14 protein-coding genes are annotated in these 19,702 nt (G+C 71.6%); 3 read left to right on the top strand and 11 right to left on the bottom strand.

What is annotated here, in order from left to right:
• Positions 1–49: 49 nt before the first annotated feature.
• The 8 genes from gspF to AC07SQ_RS00845 all read right to left on the bottom strand — a co-directional run bounded on the left by gspF (position 50) and on the right by AC07SQ_RS00845 (position 10,027).
• Positions 50–1,255: a type II secretion system inner membrane protein GspF gene (gene gspF / locus AC07SQ_RS00880; protein WP_495271337.1), complete on the bottom strand. Its 1,206-nt coding sequence runs from the start codon at positions 1,253–1,255 to the stop codon at positions 50–52.
• A gap of 6 nt (positions 1,256–1,261) precedes the next feature.
• Complete coding sequence (gene gspE / locus AC07SQ_RS00875) at positions 1,262–2,704, bottom strand: type II secretion system ATPase GspE (protein ID WP_495271338.1); 1,443 nt, start codon at positions 2,702–2,704, stop codon at positions 1,262–1,264.
• Complete coding sequence (gspD, locus tag AC07SQ_RS00870) at positions 2,701–5,307, bottom strand: type II secretion system secretin GspD (protein ID WP_495271339.1); 2,607 nt, start codon at positions 5,305–5,307, stop codon at positions 2,701–2,703. The genes gspE and gspD overlap by 4 nt, the downstream gene beginning before the upstream one ends.
• Positions 5,304–5,861, bottom strand: a complete 558-nt coding sequence (locus AC07SQ_RS00865) for a type II secretion system protein M (protein WP_495271340.1) — start codon at positions 5,859–5,861, stop codon at positions 5,304–5,306. The genes gspD and AC07SQ_RS00865 overlap by 4 nt, the downstream gene beginning before the upstream one ends.
• Positions 5,862–5,905: 44 nt before the next feature.
• The gene (gene gspL / locus AC07SQ_RS00860; RefSeq protein ID WP_495271341.1) at positions 5,906–7,102 is read right to left on the bottom strand and encodes a type II secretion system protein GspL; all 1,197 of its coding nucleotides are present in this window, start codon (positions 7,100–7,102) and stop codon (positions 5,906–5,908) included.
• Entirely contained in the window at positions 7,099–8,094 is a 996-nt protein-coding gene (gspK, locus tag AC07SQ_RS00855; protein ID WP_495312997.1) for a type II secretion system minor pseudopilin GspK, read from the bottom strand. The genes gspL and gspK overlap by 4 nt, the downstream gene beginning before the upstream one ends.
• Before the next feature lie 24 nt (positions 8,095–8,118).
• Positions 8,119–8,550 (bottom strand): type II secretion system major pseudopilin GspG, encoded by a 432-nt coding sequence (gspG, locus tag AC07SQ_RS00850; protein ID WP_307638249.1) that lies wholly within the window; start codon positions 8,548–8,550, stop codon positions 8,119–8,121.
• 115 nt (positions 8,551–8,665) lie between these two features.
• Positions 8,666–10,027 carry a homoserine dehydrogenase gene (locus AC07SQ_RS00845; protein ID WP_495271343.1) on the bottom strand — a complete coding sequence of 454 codons (1,362 nt, stop codon included), beginning with the start codon at positions 10,025–10,027 and terminating at the stop codon, positions 8,666–8,668.
• A gap of 319 nt (positions 10,028–10,346) precedes the next feature.
• Here AC07SQ_RS00845 and AC07SQ_RS00840 point away from each other — a divergent pair, with 319 nt between their 5' ends.
• Genes AC07SQ_RS00840 through AC07SQ_RS00830 form a run of 3 tightly spaced genes read left to right on the top strand, consistent with a single transcriptional unit; the run spans position 10,347 to position 16,009 of the window.
• Positions 10,347–13,040 (top strand): bifunctional acetate--CoA ligase family protein/GNAT family N-acetyltransferase, encoded by a 2,694-nt coding sequence (locus AC07SQ_RS00840; RefSeq protein ID WP_495271344.1) that lies wholly within the window; start codon positions 10,347–10,349, stop codon positions 13,038–13,040.
• 60 nt (positions 13,041–13,100) lie between these two features.
• On the top strand, positions 13,101–14,114 hold the full coding sequence (locus AC07SQ_RS00835; protein ID WP_495271345.1) for an Lnb N-terminal periplasmic domain-containing protein: 1,014 nt from the start codon (positions 13,101–13,103) through the stop codon (positions 14,112–14,114).
• A complete protein-coding gene (locus tag AC07SQ_RS00830; RefSeq protein ID WP_495271346.1) occupies positions 14,111–16,009 on the top strand; it encodes an esterase/lipase family protein in 1,899 nt (632 codons plus the stop codon). The genes AC07SQ_RS00835 and AC07SQ_RS00830 overlap by 4 nt, the downstream gene beginning before the upstream one ends.
• A gap of 7 nt (positions 16,010–16,016) precedes the next feature.
• Here the strand turns inward: AC07SQ_RS00830 and AC07SQ_RS00825 are convergent, their stop codons facing one another.
• From AC07SQ_RS00825 to AC07SQ_RS00815, 3 genes are read right to left on the bottom strand one after another with little or no spacing between them, the layout of a single operon-like run.
• Positions 16,017–17,777, bottom strand: a complete 1,761-nt coding sequence (locus AC07SQ_RS00825; protein WP_495271347.1) for a dipeptide ABC transporter ATP-binding protein — start codon at positions 17,775–17,777, stop codon at positions 16,017–16,019.
• Entirely contained in the window at positions 17,774–18,715 is a 942-nt protein-coding gene (locus AC07SQ_RS00820; RefSeq protein ID WP_495271348.1) for an ABC transporter permease, read from the bottom strand. Before AC07SQ_RS00820 ends, AC07SQ_RS00825 begins: the two co-directional genes overlap by 4 nt.
• A 20-nt stretch (positions 18,716–18,735) precedes the next feature.
• On the bottom strand, positions 18,736–19,701 hold the full coding sequence (locus tag AC07SQ_RS00815; protein ID WP_101491495.1) for an ABC transporter permease: 966 nt from the start codon (positions 19,699–19,701) through the stop codon (positions 18,736–18,738).
• Position 19,702 lies beyond the last annotated feature (1 nt).

Genomic DNA, 19,702 nt, shown 5'->3' with positions numbered 1-19,702 from the left:
GTGAATGCGTGCGAAACGGGGCGCCGGCGTGCGCCAAGCTCCCGAACATTCAGCGCACCATCTGGTTGATTTCCATGATCGGCATGAGCACCGCGAGCACGATGGCCATGACCACGCCCCCCATGGCCAGGATCATCAGCGGCTCCAGCAGCGTGGTCAGGCGCATCGCGCGGCGCTCCAGATCTCGGGAGAGGTTCTGCGCCGCGCGCTCGAACATGGCCGCCAACGCTCCCGTCTTCTCGCCGCTGGCCACCAGGTGCACGAGGTTCGACGGAAAAATCTTCTGTGCCTTCAGCGCCGCCGCGAGGGGCGCGCCCTCCTTCACGCGGCCCGTGGCCTCGAGCACGCAGCGGCGCAGCCAGTCGTTGCCCAGGGTCTGGCGCGCGGCCTCGAGCCCGCGCAGCAGCGGCACGCCCGCGTCCATGAGGATCGCCAGCGTGGACGCGAAGCGCGCCGTGTCCACGCCCAACGCATAGCGCCCGACCAGCGGCAGGCGCAGCACGAGGGCATGCCAGCGCAGGCGCCGTCCCGCATCGCGCAGCGCGGCGCGGGCCCCCACTGCCGCGCCCGCGCACACGCCGGCCGTGAGCCAGCCCCACTCGCGCACGAAGGCGCTCGCGGCCAGCATGACGCGGGTGATGGCCGGCAGCTCCTGGCGCGCCTGCGCGAACGCGCCGATGACCTGCGGCACGACATAGCCCAGCAGGAAGACCACGATGCACAGCGACACGAAACCGACGATGGCCGGGTAGATGAAGGCGGTGAGCACCTTGCCGCGCAGGGTGTCGCGGCTCTCGAGGTAGTCGGCCAGCCGCTCCATCACGCGCGCGAGGTCGCCCGAGTCTTCGCCGGCGCTGACGAGTGCGCGGTAGATCGGTGGAAAGTCGCGCGGCCGTTCGCCGAGCGCATCGGCCAGCCGCAGGCCGGCGCGCACGCCGTCGCAGACCGCGCCCAATGCTTCGGCCACGTGGCGGCGCTCGGCCTGTTCGATGGTGGCGACGAGCGCGGCTTCGAGCGTGAGGCGTGCGCCCAGCAGGCTCGCGAGTTCGCGCGTGGCCCAGCACAGGTCGGCCGCACCGAGCCTGGGTTGCAGCCAGGCCAGCGCGCCGCCGCCGGCCGCCTGTTCGCGGATGCCGAGCGGCGTCAGGCCGCGTTCGCGCAGCTGGGCGCGCACGGAGCGCGCGGACTCGCCCTCGGCGCCGCCGCGCTGCACCTCGCCGGCCGCGTTCGCCGCTTCGTACTGGAACCGTGCCATGGCAGATCAGCTGTCGCGCGTGACGCGCAGGATTTCCTCGGCGGTGGTCACGCCCTCGCGCACCCAGCGCTGACCGTCCTCGCGCATCGAACGCATGCCGTGGCGCACGGCGGCGGCGCGCATGGCCTGCTCGTCGCCGCCTTCGTGGATCAGGCGGCGGATGTCGTCGTGCACCACGAAGAGTTCGTGGATGCCGGTGCGCCCCTTGAAGCCCGAGTGGCCGCAGGCCGCGCAGCCCACGGGCACGTAGACCGTGCGGCCGTCGTCCTGCACGCGCGGCGCCTTGCAGGCCGGGCACAGGCAGCGCACCAGCCGCTGCGCCAGCACGCCCAGCAACGAAGACGACAGCAGGAAGGGCTCGATGCCCATGTCGGCCATGCGCGTAACGGCCGACACCGCGTCGTTGGTGTGCAGCGAGGCCAGCACGCCGTGGCCCGTGAGCGAGGACTGCACGGCGATCTGCGCGGTTTCCAGGTCGCGGATCTCGCCGATCATGAGGTTGTCGGGGTCCTGCCGCAGCGCGGCGCGCAGGGCCGCGCCGAAGGTCATGCCGATCTTGGCGTGCACCGGAATCTGGCCGATGCCCGGCAGGTCGTACTCCACCGGGTCTTCCACGGTGAGGATGTTGCTGGTGCCCAGGTCGAGCTGGCCCAGCGCGGCGTACAGCGTGGTGGTCTTGCCGCTGCCCGTGGGGCCGGTGACCAGCACGATGCCGTGCGGCTGGCGCACCAGCCGCGTGAGTTCGGCCAGCGTGTCGGGCGCCATGCCCAGCCGTTCGAGCCGCAGCCGGCCGGCGTCCTTCTCGAGCAGCCGCAGCACGGCGCGCTCGCCGTGCGCCGTGGGCACGGTCGACACGCGCACGTCGATCGGCCGACCGCCCACGCGCAGCGTGATGCGCCCGTCCTGCGGCAGGCGTTTTTCGGCGATGTCGAGCTGCGACATGATCTTGATGCGCGAGATCAGCGCCGCATGCAGCGCCCGGCGCGGCGTCACCACGTCGCGCAGCGTGCCGTCGACGCGAAAGCGCACCACCGAATGGGTCTCGAAGGACTCGAGGTGCACGTCGCTCGCGCCGTCGCGCGCGGCCTGCGTGAGCAGCGCGTTGATCATGCGGATGACGGGCGCATCGTCCTGCGCGTCGAGCAGGTCGGTGACGGCCGGGATGTCCTGCATCAGCCGCGCCAGGTCGACCTGCTGCTCCACCGCGCCCACCACCGAGGCGGCGTCGCCGGATTCGGCCTGGCGCTCGGCGAGCAGGCGCTCCATGTCGTCGTCGCCCACCTGCCGCAGCGGCAGCGCGCCCAGCAGCCGGCGCGCCTCGACCACGGCCCAGCCGGGCGTGCGCGGGCTGACCGCCAGGAAGGCCGCCTCGCCGTCGCGCTGCACCGCGACGCGCTGGCTGCGGGCCCAGGCCTGGGGCAAGACGGTGTCGGTGCGGGCCGTGTTCATGGCATCACCACCCGTTCGGGCCGGTAGCCCAGCTCGCGCAGCACGGCGACCGCGTTGTCCACGGCCTGCGGCTCGCGCGGCACGTCCACGCGCACCATCGCGCCCTCCCCGCCCGGGCCGCCGACGATGTAGGCGCCGATGCCGCTCACACGCACGCGCTGCACGATGCGCAGCGCCTCCTGCTCGGTCTTCGTATCGGCGAACTGCACCACGGTGACCTTGTCGTTGGCGCCGCCGTACAGCGCGGCGGGGTCGGACTCGACCGTCACGCCTGTCGGCAGCCGCGAGCGCTGCGTCGGGGGTGGCGGCGGCGCAGCGGCCGGTGCCTGGCGCACCGCACTGGCCGTGGCGGTGGGCGGCGGTGGCTGCTCGCGCGTGTGCTCCCAGCTCTGGGGGCGCAGGTCGACCTCGGGCGCTGATCCCGGAGCGCGCAGGCTGGGCACGTCGGCCGGCGGCAGCAACGGTGCGCCGCTGTCGGGCAGCAGGCCGTGCGCCATCGGGCGCGCGCGGCCCTGCTGCAGGCGCATGAAGTTGTAGCGGTCGAGCGTGAGGCCGCGGCTGGCGTTGGCGTCGCGGATCACGTAGGGCCGCAGGAACACCATGAGGTTGGTCTTGACGCGCTGGCGCTTGTCGTAGCGAAACAGGTTGCCCAGCACCGGCAGCGAGCCCAGGCCGGGCACGGCCTCGGTGCCGTTGGCGACGCTGTCTTCCATCAGCCCGCCCAGCACCATGATCTGGCCGTCGTCCACGAGGATGCTCGTATCGAGCGCGCGCTTGTTGGTGACGATGCCGGCCGCGCCCGAGGTCTGCTCGTCGATGCTGGACACCTCCTGGTAGATGTCGAGCTTGACCGTGCCGCCCTCGGAAATCTGCGGCCGGATGTTGAGCTTCAGGCCGATGTCCTCGCGCTGGATGGTCTGGAACGGGTTGGTGCTGCTGTTGCCGTTGGTGATGTACTGGCCGCTCACGAAGGGCACGGTCTTGCCGACCATGATCGAGGCCGGCTCGTTGTCCAGCGTGAGGATGTTCGGCGTCGAGAGAATGTTGGCGCCGTCCTTGGCCTGCAACGCGCGCGCCAGCACCTTCAGGTTGAGCACCTCGCCCACGCCGGGCAGGTTGATGGTGCCGTCGACCACGCCGATGTTCAGGCCGCGCGGCATGGCGTCGATGGTGGTGCGCGCATTGGCGTTGAGGCCCGCGCCGCCGAAGTTGGTGCCGCCGCGCACGCGGCCGTTGTTGCCGCCGGCCATCCACTGGATGCCCAGCTCGGCCGCGTCGCGCTCGGTGACCTCGACGATCAGGCTTTCGACCAGCACCTGCGCGCGCCGCTGGTCGAGCAGGTCGATCACGCTGCGCAGGCTGCGGTACATCGGATCGGGCGCCGCGATGATGAGCGTGTTGGTGGTGGCGTCGGCCTGCACCGTGACACCGCCGCTGGAGAACGCGGTGGACGTGCCGCCGGTGCCGCCCGCCGCGCCCTGCGCGGGGCCATTGGCGCCACCGGCCGCGCCGCGCAGGCCGCCGAATTTGCCGGCGGTGCTTGCGGTGGCGCCGCCGGTCGCGGACTGGCTGCCGGTGGCCGACGCACCGTTGGCCGCGCCGCCATTCGCCGCCCCCGCGCCACCGAGCATGCCGCCCGCGCCCAGCGCGGCACGCACCGAGCTGCCGCCACCGCCCGTGGCGGTCTGCTCGCCCGATTCGCCCGTGAGGAGCCCGCGCAGCACGTTCGCCAGGTGCACCGCCTGCGCATTGCGCAGGTAGACCACATGCAGGTTGCCCGGGTCGCCCTGCGCGCTCTCGAGCTTGCCGATGAGTTCGCGTGCCAGCGCCGTGCGGCCCGGGCTGCTGGAGCGGATCACGATGCTGTTGGAGCGCGGATCGGCCAGCACCACGATGTCGCGCCGGCCTTTTTCGCCGCTGCCTTCGAGTAGCTCGGTGGCCAGCGCGGCGATGTCGGTCGCGATGCCGTGGCGCAGCTTGACCAGCTGGGCGTCGAGTGCGGTGGGCGTGTCGATGCTCTCGATGATGCGCGCCAGCCGCTCGAGGTTGTCGATGTAGTCGGTGACGACCAGCGTGTTGTTGGCGGCATAGGCCGCGATGCTGTTCTCGGCCGCGACCAGCGGCTTGAGCACGGGCACCATCGCCTCGGCGTTCTCGTAGTTGAGCCGGAAGGTGCGCGTCGCGAGCCCGCCGCCGGGGCTGCGTGCGTTGACCGATCCGCCCTGCTGCTTGGCGTCGGCCACGGGCACGACACGGCTCACCTCGCCCACGTCGACGATCGCGAAGCCGCGCATGCGCAGCGCCGAAGCCAGCATGCCGTAGGCGGTGGCGGCCGGCACCTCGCCTTCGGAGACCAGCGTGATCTGCCCCTTCACGCGCGGATCGAACAGGAAGTTGCGACCCAGGAACCGCGCCAATGCCGAGACCACCGAGGTGATGTCGGCATCGACGAAGTTCAGCACCACGCGTTCTTCCGCACCGGCACGCGGCGCTGTCTTGGCGGGCGGCGATGGGGTCGCGGCGCTGGCGGCGATCGCGAAGACGCCCAGGCAGCAAGCCGCCGTCCATCGACGCAGGGCCGCGCCGTTTCGATCTCGTGTCACTGGCCATCCTTGGTGAGTTGTGTGGACTGCAGCGCCACCGCGCCGCGCACGCGGCCCTGCGGCGTGCCCTCGCTGTCGTCTTCAGTGCTGTCGATGCGCTCCAGCTGCGCCTGCGTGACCTCGAGGTCGCGGCGCGCCGAGACCGCCACGAGCCAGGCGAACACCTGTGCGGCTGGCACGGGCTCCGGGAACTCGACGCGCCAGGCACGCGCGGGCTGCGCCGGGCTCCCGGCCGCCGGCGGCCCGTCGGCCACGGCGTCGTGCAGGCGGTAACGGCCGCGCAGGCCGGCGCGGTCGAGGGCGGCGTCTATGCCGCCCTGTGCTGTATCGGTCGCCGCGTGGGCGCCGGGCACGTCGGCCAGCAGCGTGTCGAGTTCGGCGGACTGGGCCCGCAGCTTCGGCAGGTCGCGCTGCCAGCGGGCGGCGGTGTCGAGCGCGGGACGGGCCAGGCCCAGCCACAGGATCGCCAGCACCACGATCAGCAGCGCAAGGCCCGCGCCGAGCCGGTCGCGTGCGGGGAGCGCGCGCCAGCGTCTGGCCGCTTCGCGTGCCATCCGTCGCGCAGGGTCGAGGAGGACGCCACCCCTTCGGGACAGGTTCACGGGGTGTCCTTCTCTGCGCGGGCCGTGGCCGGCGTGATGCGCAGTGCGCCGGCCTCCGGGTCGGCGGACAAGCTTCGCTCGCGCGCCTGCGCCTGCAGCACGCGCAGCGCCTCGGTGTTCGGCGCCGCGCCCTCGCGCCAGCGGACGCGCAGCTCGCCCGCCGTGTAGTGCATGGCCTGGACCTGCCCGGCCGGCAGCTGCGCGAGCAAGCCCACCGCCGCGCGCGACAGCCCCGCGTAATCGCCGCCGACTGCGGCCTGCGGTGCCTGGCCCGCCCTCGCCTCCTTCTGCTGGCGCGCCTGCTGCACGGGGTTGACGACCACGGGCAGCTCGGGAAACGCAGCCTTGACCCGCGCGGCCATCTCCCGCTTCAGGGCCTGGCCTTGCGTCGCCAGCCGGTTGGCATGCACCTGGAGGCCGGCCGTCCACACGAGCGCGGCCATGCAGCCCCACAAGGCCGCCGGCCGCAGCAGCGCCGCCACGCCCGCATGCGCCTGCGCGGGGTCGCTCGCGGACAGCGCCCAGCGCCAGCCCTCGCCCGACCAGCGCGCCGCGTCGCCCTCTTCCTGCGCCGTCCAGTGCACGGCCGGCGACGCCGCCTCGCCGCTCGTCACATACGCCGCGAGCGCGGCGTCGCGGTCCGCGCCGTGCGGCAGCGCCTGCATGAAGCCCGCGCCGGCGCCGGTGCGCACCACGAGCCAGCGGTCCAACTGCAGGCCTGTCCAGCCCTCGGTGGGCGTCGGCAGGAAGGCGGTCGGCAGGCACAGCGCGCGCGGCGCCATGCCGTGCCGGCGCAGCAGCGCCAGCCAGCGCGCCATCGCGTCGCGCGCGATCCAAGCGGCCGGCACCGTGCCGTCGGCCCCGCGCGGGCCGACGCCCACCGCCAGCGCGTCGATCGACTGCAACGCACAGGGCTCGATGGCCCCGAGCACCGCGGCATGCAGGTGCCGCCCCGTCAGCGGCGGCAGCGCGAAGCTCGCCAGCGCCACCTCGCCCGGCGCCAGCGCAACCTCGAGATGGCGCGCCTCGAAGCGGCCGGCCACGGCGCCTAGTGCGAGCGCGCCGCCGTCGTGCCACCGGCCGTCGGCGGCGCGCCAGCCGCAGTGCACCTCGGCGTCCACGGCATCGGTTTCGCCTTCGCCCGGCCAGGGCGGCAATTGCAAGCGCAGGCGATCGACTTTCAGAGCACTCACACGCCCTCCCGCAGCCAGACCACGCGCGGCACACTGGTCTTGTCGTCCTGCAGCAGCGCGACCTGCACGAACTTCGTGCGCGGCGTGTCGAGCACGCTGGCGACGCGGAACCAGTTGCTGTCGATGCCGATGCGCACGTCGCGCTCGTCGAGCGCGGGCATCTGGAGCCGGTTCGCAAAGTCGCCACGGTTGATGAACCACTGGCCACGGTCGCGCGCGGCGAGCAGCGCACGCGCCTTGTCCAGCGCCAGCCCGGGCACACCTGCTGCGAGCAGCTCGGCGCTGGCCGTGTTCGCGTTGATCCAGGTACGCGCCGGCAGCAGCGTGACGAAAGGCGCGAGCCGCGCGATCACGCCGGCATCGACGCCAGGCACAGCCTGCAGGTCTTCCAGCACGCGCGGGCGCGGGGCCTGCGGGGCGCGCGGCAACTCGGGCGGCAGGCCCGGCGTTGCGGCCATCGTGTCGGCTGCCGCATCGGGCATCGTCTGCGCGGCTTCGCCTTCGGGGTCGGCGATGCTGCCGACCACGCGCCGCATGAGCGCCTGCGCCTGGGCCTGCGAGACGCCCGTCATCGTGCAGAGCCGTTGGAACACGGCCGCTTCGGCCGGGTCGATGCGGCCCCGGTCGACGAGGTTGCGCAGGTTGAATTTGCTTTGCTCGTCGCTGATCTCGCTGAGCAGCCGCGCGCCCTCGGCGGCCACCTGCCCCGCCACGGGCCCGGCGAACGGCCGGGTCCACAGGCCGTCCAGGCGCGTGGTCGGCTCGCGCACGGCCTCGGCGCGCAACAGCCGCTGCGCCGCGCCCAGTTCCCCGCGCAGCAGCCAGCGCGCCTGCACGCGCGATTGCTCGCCCTGCGTGGTGCGGATGAAGGCCGACTGCCGCCCGAGCAGCGCGGCTGCCAGCGCGGCGATCACCGCGACGATCAGCAAGGCGCTGATCACCGCCATGCCGCGCATGCGCCGTTGCCGGCGGCCTGTTCCGATCCCTGCCATCGCGCCCACGGTGCCGTTCCCGCGCTACCAGGAGCCGATGTCCGCGTTGGCTTTTTCTCCGTCGGGCTCGCCGTCGGCGCCCAGCGAGAACACGTCGACCTCGCCGTGCGTGCCGGGGTTCAGGTACTGGTAGGCGTTGCCCCACGGGTCCTGAGGCAGGCGTTCGAGGTAGGTGCGCCAGTTCGTCGGCACCTTGCCCGTGGCCGGCTTCTCGACGAGCGAACGCAGGCCCTGCGTGGCGCTAGGGTAGGCGCCGTTGTCCAGGCGGTAGAGCTTCAGCCCCTGCATGATCGCGGCCACGTCCTGCCGCGCCGCGGTGGCGCGGGCCTGGTCGGGGCGGTCCATCAGACTCGGCACGATGAGCGCGGCGAGCACGCCGATGATGACCAGCACCACCATCAGTTCGATGAGGGTGAAGGCCCGCTCGGCACGGCGACGGATTGAACGGGCGGCCATGTTCCACAACTCCCGGGAAAAGACTTCACAAGGACAACGACGAGCACTGCGGGCCATCCTCGCAGCGGCGCATGTCAGTCCGATTGAAAATCCTCGGGAGTTCGGTGACAGGCCTTCAGTCGTCGAGGGTTTCGACGCGCAGTGCGATCACCGGGCCAGCCACGACCGGGCTCGTCTGCAACGCGTGCAAGGCGAGATCGACCGCGCTTTGCAACGCCGATTCGGTGATCACCAGCACCTGCGGCGCCGCCTCCGCCGGCCCGTTCGCCAGCACCAGTTGCCGCACCGGCAGCCGCTGCGCGGCCAGCAGGTCGGCCACGGCTGCGATGTCGGTCGCCGCCTGCACCGGCACGCGCAGGTAGTGCGCGCTGCGCACGGTCGCGCGCGGCAGCACCGGCAGCTCGCGCACCGCATGCGCGTGGAAGCCGGTGTGCGGCACGCGCTGGCCGGCGTGGGTGCCGTCCAGGCGCGCCACGTCGACCAGGTCGGCGATCACGGCCGAGGCGGTCTGCTCCGAACCGGCGCCCGCGCCGTAGTACATCGTGACGCCCGCCGCGTCGCCCTTGACCATGATGCCGTTCATCGAGCCGTTCACCTGCGCGAGCAGGTGCGTCGCCGGCACCAGCGCGGGCTGCACGCGCAGCTCCACGCCTTCTTCACGGCGGCGCGCCACGCCCAGCAGCTTGACGCGAAAGCCCAGCTGTTCGGCGCAGGCCACGTCCACACGTTGCAGCGCCGTGATGCCCTCGACCTGCGCGTCGGCAAAGCGCACCGGCATGCCGAAGGCGTTGGCGGCCAGCAGTGCGGTCTTGTGGGCGGCGTCGACGCCCTCGATGTCGAAGGCCGGGTCGGCCTCGGCATAGCCCAGCGCCTGGGCCTGCGCGAGCGCGTCGCCGAAGTCCAGGCCCTCGTCGCGCATCTTGCTCAGGATGAAGTTGGTGGTGCCGTTGACGATGCCCGCCACCCATTCGATGCGGTTGGCCGTGAGGCCCTCGCGCAGCGCTTTCACGATGGGGATGCTCACCGCCACCGCGCCCTCGTACATCACGGGCACGCCGTGCGCGCTGGCGGCGGCGAAGATCTCGGGGCCGTGCACGGCCAGCAACGCCTTGTTGGCCGTGACCACGTGCTTGCCGTGCGCAATGGCCGCCAGCACCCAGTCGCGCGCCGGGCCGGTGCCGCCGGCCACCTCGACCACCACATCGACATCGGGATCGGTGGCCACCTGCATCGGGTCGGCCGTGAGCGCCACGCCCTCGCCCACGATGCCCTGGGCGCGCGCGAGGTTGCGCGCGGCCACCACCGTCACCTCGATGCCGCGCCCGGCACGGGCGGCGATGAGGTCCTGGTTGCGGGCCAGCACGCGGAAGGTGCCCGCACCCACGGTGCCGATGCCGATCATGCCGACGCGCAGGGGGCGAATGGCCGCAGGATGGCTGGGCTGGGGCAGGAAGGACGAGACGGGATCGCGGTACATGGGCTTCTCCAAACAACGAACGAACAGGACAAAAACAAAAAAACCCAGCTGCCAGCTGGGTTTCGTTCATTCGGGAGAAGAGACACCAGGTGGCTGCCGGAGCGGCCACCCTGCGCGTGCTCAGGGGGCCGCGGCGGTCATGGTGGTAATCATTCGTGCATTCACTGCGTCGCTCGTTCGCACGCAGGCGGCGAACGGCATCGTGCGGCCGACAACGGCGGCGCTGGATGCTGCAACGGGGGAAAGTGAAAGGCACGACATGAGCCGGCGAGTGTACACGCGGTGCTTGCGGCACGCCCCGATCCGGGCAAACTAGGGCATGGACAAGCATTTCCTGACCCCCCTGTTCGCCCCGGCGTCGATCGTGGCCTTCGTCGGCCAGCCCAGCGATCCGGGGGGCCAGACCGCCCTGGGCCGCACGCTGCGCGAGGCCTTCCGGGCCGACCGCTTCGACAGCACGCTGCGCTTTCTGGACGTGCGCACCCAGGGCACGCTCGAAGAGCTGGCGCAGACGCACGCCGACCTGGCGCTGATCGCGCTGGCGCCGCACGACGTGGCGGCCGCCCTCGAGATCGCGGGCCGCATCGGCTGCAAGGCCGCGGTGGTCATCTCCACCGGCATCGCCGCCGAGCAGGCCGCGCAGTGGCGCAAGATCGCGCGCCGCGAAGGCGTGCACCTGCTGGGCCCGAATTCGCTGGGCTTCCAACGCCCGCCGCTGCACCTGAACGCCAGCGTGGCCGGCCCGCTCGCGCGCACCGGGCCGCTGGCGCTGGTGTCGCAGTCGGGTGCGCTCACGGCCTCGATGCTCGACTGGGCGCGGCAGAACGGCGTGGGCTTTTCCAGCGTGGTGTCGCTCGGGCCGCACACCTCGGTCGACATCCCGCAGGTGCTCGACTTCCTGGCCAACGATTCGAGCACGCACAGCATCATCGTGTACCTCGAGGGCATTGCCGATGCGCGCCGCTTCATGAGCGCGTTGCGCTCGGCCTCGCACGCCAAGCCGGTGGTGGTGCTCAAGGCGGGCCGCAAGCCGGCCGGCAACGAGGCCGCGCAGACGCACAGCGCGGCCATCGTGGGCAGCGACGACGTGTTCGACGCCGCCCTGCGCCGCGCGGGCGCGGTGCGGGTGCGCTCCTTCGTCGAACTGTTCTCGGCCGCCAAATGCCTGGCCTCGCGCTACCGGCCGGTGGGCAAGCGGCTGGCCGTGGTCACCAACGGCGGCGGCCCCGGCGTGCTCGCGGCCGACTGGATCAACGAGATCGGCCTGGACCTGGGCCGCCTCTCGGCCCCCGCGCAGCGGTCGCTGCAGCCCTCGCTGCCGGCGCTCGCGTCGCTCACCGACCTCATCGACCTGTCGGAAGACGCCACGCCCGCGCACTTTCGCGCCGCCATCGACACCGCCTCGGCCGACAGCCAGATCGACGGCGTGCTCGCCATCTTCTCGCCCAAGGCCGGCGTCGACGCGGCCGCCACGGCGCGCGCGCTGGCCGACATTCCGCGCCCCATGCCCAAGCCGCTGCTGTCGTGCTGGATGGGCGACGCATCGGTGGGCAATGCGCGGGCCGTGCTGGCCGAGGCCACCATCCCGAGCTTTCGCACGCCCGAGGCGGCCGTGGGCGCCTTCGGCAACATCGCGGCCTTCTACCAGAACCAGCAGCTGCTGCAGCAGACGCCGCCGCCGCTGTCGGCGCTGGCCAAGCCCGACATCGACGGCGCGCGCCTGCTCATCGAGAGCGTGCTGGCCGAGCGGCGCAAGGTGCTGACCGAGATGGAGTCGAAGTCGCTGCTGTCGTGCTTCCACATCCCGATCACGCGCACCCTGCTCGCGCGCAGCGCCAACGAGGCCATGATGATCGCCACGCAGCTGGGCTTTCCGGTGGCGCTCAAGATCGACTCGCCCGACATCTCGCACAAGTCCGACGTCGAGGGCGTGGCGCTGAACGTGATGAACGGCACCAGCGCGCGCGACACCTACCTGGAGATGATGGAGCGCGTGGCACGCCTGGCGCCCGATGCCCGCATCAACGGCGTGACCGTGCAGAAGATGGTGCGCGCGCGGCGCGGGCGCGAAATCTACGTGGGCCTGGTCACCGACCAGCCCTTCGGCCCAGTGATCGTCTTCGGCGCCGGCGGCACCATGATCGAGCTCATGAACGACCGCGCGATGGAGCTGCCGCCGCTGAACCAGTTCCTGGCGCGCCACCTCATCGAGCGCTCGCGCGTGGCCGAGACGCTGGGCGAATGGCGCGGCGCCAACGCGGTGAACATGGAGGCCATCGAGGACGTGCTGCTGCGCGTGTCCGAAATGGTGTGCGAGCTGCCCGAGCTGCGCGAGATGGACATCAACCCCATCATCGTGGACGAGCACGGCGCGGTGTCGGTCGATGCGCGCATCGTGGTCGACAGCAGCACGCAGGCCGTGGCGGGCCCGGTGGGCAACGGCTACCAGCACCTGGCCATCATGCCGTACCCCGCGCGCTACCGGCGCGAATGGCCGCTGCCCGGTGGCGGCGCGTACGTCGTGCGACCGGTACATCCGAACGACGCGCAGATGCTGCAGGCACTGGTGCAGGGGCTGTCGCCCGAGAGCCGCTGGTTCCGCTTCGTCTCGCGCTTCCATGAGCTGCCGCCGTCGATGCTGTCGCGCTTCACGCTCATCGACTACGACCGCGAGATGGCGCTGGTCGCCACCGTGATGGAGCGCAGCACCGCGCCCGACGGCAGCATCCTCGAGAGCGAGCGCATCGTGGGCGTGTCGCGCTACATCACCAACCCCGACCAGACCAGCTGCGAGTTCTCGCTCGTGGTGGCCGACGAGTTCAGCGGCAAGGGCATCGGCTCGCGCCTCATGGAAAGCATCATCGACGTGGCACGCGACCGCGGCCTTTCCGAAATGGACGGGCTGGTGCTGGCCGGCAACCCCGACATGCTCAAGCTGGTGCGCCGGCTGGGCTTCTCGGTGAAGTCCTTCCCCGAGGACCCGGACTTCAAGCTGGTGACCTACCCGCTGTAGCCCGACGGCGGCGGCTGCAACTCGACGAGAATCGGCCGCCCTCCACCTCCGCGTTTCTTCATGCTCCGAATCCTCCTGCACTCCCTCGGCCGTCTGCTGGTGAGCTTCGCCGTGTTGCTGTCGGCCGCCTGGGCCTGCGCGGCCCTCTGGTACCAGCTGCCGGTGGCGACACCGCTCAAGGTCGGCGCGATGGTGCTGTGGGGCCTCTTCGGCCTGGCGGCGATCGTGCTGCTGTGGCGCGGCAAGGCCGGCCGCTCGCTGCTGGCCTACGCCATCGGCTTCGTCGTGCTGCTCGAGTGGTGGGGCACCATCGCGCCCTCGCAGCATCGCGAATGGGCCGACGACGTGGCGCGCCACCTGAAGCCGCGCGTCGAGGGCAGCGTGGTCACGATGGAGAACGTGCGCAACTTCGACTGGCGCAGCGACACCGACTACACCGTGCGCTGGGACACGCGCCGTTACGACCTGGACCGCCTGCGCTCGGTCGACGTGTCGCTGTCGTACTGGACCGGCCCGGCCATCGCCCACACGCTGGTGTCCTTCGGCTTCGACGATGGCCAGTTCGTCACTTTCTCCATCGAGATCCGCAAGGAGCGCGGCGAGAGCTTCTCGTCCGTGGGCGGTTTCTTCAAGCAGTTCGAGAACAGCCTCGTGGCCGCCGACGAGCACGACATCCTGCGCGTACGCACCAACGTGCGCGGCGAAGACGTCTACATGTACCGCGTGCGCCTGCCGCAGGCCGAAATGCGTTCGCTGTTCCTGGGCTACGTCGGCGAGGCCAATGCGCTGGCGCGCGCGCCGAGCTTCTACAACACGCTCACCGCCAACTGCACGACCATCGTCTACAGCCTCGCCCGGCACGTCGTGCCCGGCCTGCCGATGGACTACCGCCTGCTGGCCTCGGGCTACCTGCCCGAGTACCTGCACGACGTAGGCGGCCTGACGCCGGGGCTGAGCATGGAGGCGCTGCGCGCTGGCGGCCGCATCACCGACCGGGCCATCGCCACCGACCAGCAGCCCGGCGTGAACTTCTCGCAGGCCATCCGCAACGGCCTGCCGGGCGTGGCGCCATGAAGCGCATTGGCTTCCCCGCCCTGCTGCTGGCGCTGTCGCTGCTCACCGGCTGCGCGGGCGTCACGGTCGGCTCCATCTCGCCGGCCGACTACCTGGCGCAGCGGCGCGGCGACGTGCTCACCACCGGCCAGCTCAGCAGCTCCGCGCAGGAGGTGCTGCGCGTCATCGGCTCCGACGCCGACCAGTGCCGCAAGGACGGCCGCGCCTGCCGCCAGAACCTCGCCACCTCCGCCGGCCTGAGCGACGAGCAACGCATGTCGGCGCTGTCCGAGGTGTGGCTGCAGCTCGCGCTGGCGGGCGGCGATGGCGGCTCGGCCGCGCAGCCCATGGCGCCCGAAGCCATCGAGGCCTGGCTGGAAACCGCGCGCCACGCCTACGCCTACCTGTTCCACACGGCGCGCAAGCCGCGCGACCGCGCCTTCGAAGACCGCCAGACGCAGGTGCGCGACTACTACAACTACGCGGTGCAGCGCGCCATCACCGGCCTGTTCAGCCGCTACCGCAAGAGCGACATGTCGGTGGCCGCCATTCCGCAGGTGAGCGGCTGGCGCATCGACGCCGACCTGTCGGCGCTGCAGCTCGCACCCGACGCGCCTCCGCCCAAAGAGCTGATTCCCGCCGCCTCGCTGACCTTCTCGGGCCTGCGCAACATCTACCGCCGCGACGGCTTCGGCGCCGAGCTGGTGGCCGCGGGCGACGACCGCCCGACCGCGGCGCAGGCCGACGAAGACGCCCCGCCCTTCAGCGAAACGCCCTTCCCCGCCCTCACCGCGCTGCTGCAGTTCGACGGCGCTACCCTGCAGGACGTGCTGGCCACGCGCACGCTGCGCATCGCCGTGTTCGACCCCTACCGCACCAGCACGATCAACCTGGCCGGCGAAGAGATTCCGCTGGCCGCCAACTTCACCTCGGGCTACGGCCTGTGGCTGGCCCGCTCCGACTTCGCGCTGCAGGCGCTGCGCAGCCTGTTCGGCGGCGCCGAGGGCCTGACCCGGCCGCACATCTACCTGATGCAGCCCTACGACCCGAAGCGCCGCACCATCGTCATGCTGCACGGCCTGGCCAGCAGCCCCGAGGCCTGGATCAACGTGGCGAACGAAGTGCTCGGCGACGAGACGCTGCGCCGCCGCTACCAGATCTGGCAGGTGTACTACCCGACCAACGCGCCGCTGCCGCTGAACAACCTGGCCATCCGCGAAGCCATCACGCAGACCCTGGTGCACTTCGATCCGCAGGGCCGCGCCGAGGCGTCGCGCAACGTCACGCTCATCGGCCACAGCATGGGCGGCGTGCTCTCGCGCCTGCTGGTGTCGTCGTCGGGCGACGTGCTGTGGGACGCGCTGCGCGAGGGCTACCCCATGCCGGCCGCGCAGCGCCGCCGCATCGAGGAAGGGCTGGGCCCCTACCTGCGCTTCGAGCCGCTGCCCCAGGTCAGCGACGCCATCTTCATCGCGTCGCCGCACCGCGGCACCTCGTTCGCCAACAAGCGCATCTCGCGCTGGGTGGCCAACCTCATCACCCTGCCGGTGGCCATGCTGGGCCAGCTCAACGACATCTCGCGCGAGCTGATGCGCGTGGCGCCCAGTTCGCAGGACATGGGCCCGCTGCGCATTCCCAACAGCATCGACAACCTCAGCGACCGCGATGCGTTCGTGCGCCTGTCGTCCGGGTTGCCGCTGAGTCCGAAGGTGCGCTACCACTCGATCATCGGCAACGACACGCCCGGCCTGCCGCTGGCCGAGTCGAGCGACGGCATCGTGCCCTACACCAGCGCGCACCTCGACGGCGCGGTGTCGGAGCTGGTGATTCCGTCGGCGCACAGCGTGCAGGAGCACCCGCTGGCGATCCTGGAGATCCGGCGCATCCTGCGCGAGCAGCTGCAGCGCGTGCCCTGAGGGCACTTCATGCCGTGGCGAGCACGGCCGCAGCCGGTGCGTGCCGCATGTCCGGCACCGCCGCCATCAACGCCCGCGTGTACGCATGCTTCGGCGCATCGAGCACTTCGGCCGCACTGCCCTGCTCCACCAGGCGCCCGCGCTGCATCACACCCACGTCGTCGCACATGTGACGGATCACCGCGAGGTTGTGGCTGATCAGCAGGTAGGTCAGGCCGAACTCGTCCTGCAGGTCGCGCATGAGGTTCAGCACCTGGGCCTGCACCGACACGTCGAGCGACGAGGTCGGTTCGTCGCAGACGATGAACTCGGGCTGGCTGGCCAAGGCCCGCGCGATGGCGATGCGCTGGCGCTGGCCGCCCGAGAACTGGTGCGGATAGCGCCGCCCGTCGTCGGGCGACATGCGCACGCGGCGCAGCGCCTGGGCCACGCGCTCGGCGGTTTCGTCGGCGCTGGCGGCCAGGCCCAGCACCTCGACCGGCTCGGCGATGAGCCGGTCCACGCGCCAGCGCGGGTTGAGGCTGGCATGCGGGTCCTGGAAGATCATCTGGAAGCGCCGGCGCAGCGCGGCCGTCTGCGCGGCGTCGCCCCAGCGGTCGATGCCGTCGAAATGCACCGTGCCGGCCGTGGGCCGCGTGAGGCCGGCGATCATGCGCGCCACGGTCGACTTGCCCGAGCCCGATTCGCCGACCAGTCCGAAGGTGCGGCCGCGCGCGATGTCGAAGCTCACGCCGTCGACCGCGTGCAGCACCTTCTTCGGCTGGCGCGCGAGCGCGCGCACGAGCCAGCCGGCCGAAAGATCGAATTCGCGCGACAGGCCTTGCACGTGGATCAGCGGCGGGCTGTCGGCCGGCGCCGCCACGGTCTCGGCCTGCGCGGGCGGCAGCGCGGCGGCCACGGCGAGGTCCGCGCCGATCTCGGGCACCGGCAGCCGATGCAGCCTGTCGTGCACCGAGGGAATCGCGGCCATCAGTGCGCGCGTGTACGGCTCGCGTGGGTGGTCGAGCACCTGGCGCACCGGGCCGGTCTCCAGCACGCGGCCCTGGTACATCACCATCACGCGGTCGGCCGCCTCGGCGATCACGCCCATGTCGTGCGTGATGAGCATCGCCGCCGTGCCGCGCTCGCGGCAGACGCGCCGGAACACGCGGATCACCTGGGCCTGCACCGACACGTCGAGCGCGGTGGTGGGCTCGTCGGCAATCAGCAGTTGCGGCTCGGCGCACAGCGCGAGCGCAATCGCCACGCGCTGGCGCATGCCACCCGAGAACTGGTGCGGGTACTGGTCGATGCGGCTTTCGGGGTCGGGAATCTCCACGTCGGCCAGCAGCGCCAGCGCGCGCCGGCGCGCCTCCTGCTCGCTCACGGGCAGGTGCGTGCGGATGGTTTCGATGAGGTGCCGGCCGATCGGGTAGACCGGGTTCAGGCTGGTCAGCGGGTCCTGGAACACGCTGCCGATGCGGCGCCCGCGCACGCGGCGCATGTCTTCGCCGCGAAGCGTGTCGATGCGCTCGCCGTGCAGCTCGACCGTGCCGCCCGCGATGCGCCCCGGCGGCGGCACCAGGCCGATGACGGCCGCGCCGACCATCGACTTGCCCGCGCCCGACTCGCCGACCACGCCCAGGATTTCGCCCGGCGCGATCTCGAACGAGACGCCATCGAGCACCTGCACCGTGCCCCGGTGCGTGTCGAAGGCCACGTCCAGCCCGCGCACCCGCAGCACGGGCGTTTCGCCGTGGGGCGATGGCGATGGGTCGCGCGCGCTCATTGCAGCCTTGGGTTCAAGGCGTCGCGCAGCCAGTCGCCCGCCAGGTTGACCGACAGCGCCAGCGCCAGCAGCACCAGCGCCGGAAACAGCAGGATCCACCACTCGCCCGAGAACAGAAAGCCCTGCCCGATGCGGATCAGCGTGCCCAGCGACGGTTGCGTGGGCGGTAGCCCCACGCCCAGGTACGACAGCGTCGACTCCGCCACGATGGCCAGCGCGAAGCTGATGGTGGCAATCACCAGCACCGGCGCCAGCAGGTTCGGCAGGATGTGCCGCACCAGGATGCCGGTGCGCGAGCGGCCGATGATCTGCGCGGCGGCCACGTAGTCCTTGTGCTTCTCGAGCATCACGGCGCCGCGCACCGTGCGCGCGTACTGCACCCATTCCGACAGCCCGATGGCCGCCACGATCACGTACACCGCCATGTCGTCGCGGTAGCCCTCGGGCAGCAGGCCGCGCGCAATGCCGAAGATCAGGAGCGCCACCAGCAGCACCGGAAAGGTCAGCTGCACATCGGCCACGCGCATCACCAGCGTGTCGAACCAGCCGCCCGCATAGCCGGCCGCCAGCCCGAGCGGCACGCCGATGATCAGCGACAACCCGACCGCGCTCACGCCCACCAGCAGCGACATGCGCAGCCCGTAGAGGATGGCCGAGGACACGTCGCGCCCCTGGTCGTCGGCGCCCAGCGGGTAGAAAGCGCCCGAGGCGCCCTGCTGCCCCGGCGGCGTGAAGGCGTCGATCAGATCGAGCACGGCCGGGTCGAACGGGTCTTGCCGCGCGATCCACGGTGCGAACAGCGAGGCCAGCGCGACCAGCAGCAGCACGAAGGCGGCCAGTTGCACGGTGCGCGAGCGTGCAAACGCGCGCAGCACGGGCGACTCGGCGTTGCGCCAGCGGCGCGGCGCGGGAACGCCGGTCGGAGAAGGAAGCGTCATTCGGAAAAACAAGAAAGGAGTCAGGCGCGTCGCAGGCGCGGATCGACCAGCACATACAGCAGGTCGACGATGAAGTTGATCGCCACGTACAGCAGCGCGATCAGCAGCAGGTAGGCCGCCACCACCGGCACGTCCACCCCCTGGATCGACGTGATGAACAGCAGGCCCACGCCCGGCCACTGGAACACCGTCTCGGTGACGATGGCAAAGGCCACCAGCGAGCCGATCTGCAGTCCGGTGATGGTGATGACCGGGATCAGCGTGTTGCGCAGCGCATGGCCGTAGTTCAGGTCGCGCTCGCGCAGCCCGCGCGCGCGGCCGAAGCGGATGTAGTCGGCGCGCAGCACCTCCAGCATCTCGGCGCGCACCAGCCGCATGATCAGCGTCAGCTTGTACAGGCCCAGCGTCAGCGCGGGCATCAGCAGCGAGGCCCAGCCCGAGGCCGTGAGCAGCCCGGTGCTCCAGCCACCCAGCTGCACCGTGTCGCCGCGCCCGAACGACGGCAACCAGCGCAACTCGACCGCGAACAGGTAGATGAGCCCGATGCCGATCAGGAAGGTGGGCAGCGACACGCCGACCAGCGACACCGCCATGACCGCGCGGCTGGCCACGCTGTCGCGTCGGATCGCGGTGTACACGCCCAGCGCCACGCCGCCCGCCACCGCCAGCACGGCCGCCACCAGCGCCAGCTCCAGCGTGGCCGGCAACCGCTCGGCGATGAGTTCGACCACCGGTCGCTTGAGCCGGTACGACACGCCCAGGTCGCCCTGCAGCGCGTGGCCGACGTAGCGCAAGTACTGCACCGGCACCGGGCGGTCGAAACCCAGTTCGGCCGTCAGCGCGGCGCGTTCTTCGATCGTGGCGTCTTCGCCGAGCAGGCTGATGGTCGGGTCGCCGATGTGGCGGAACACCAGGAAGGACACGAACGACACCGCCAGCAGCACCAGCACGGACTGGCCGAGCCGGCGCAAGAGATGAACCCACATG

This window comes from Variovorax sp. GW821-FHT06D12 (assembly GCF_059419205.1).
This window is presented reverse-complemented; position numbering and strand designations above follow the sequence as displayed.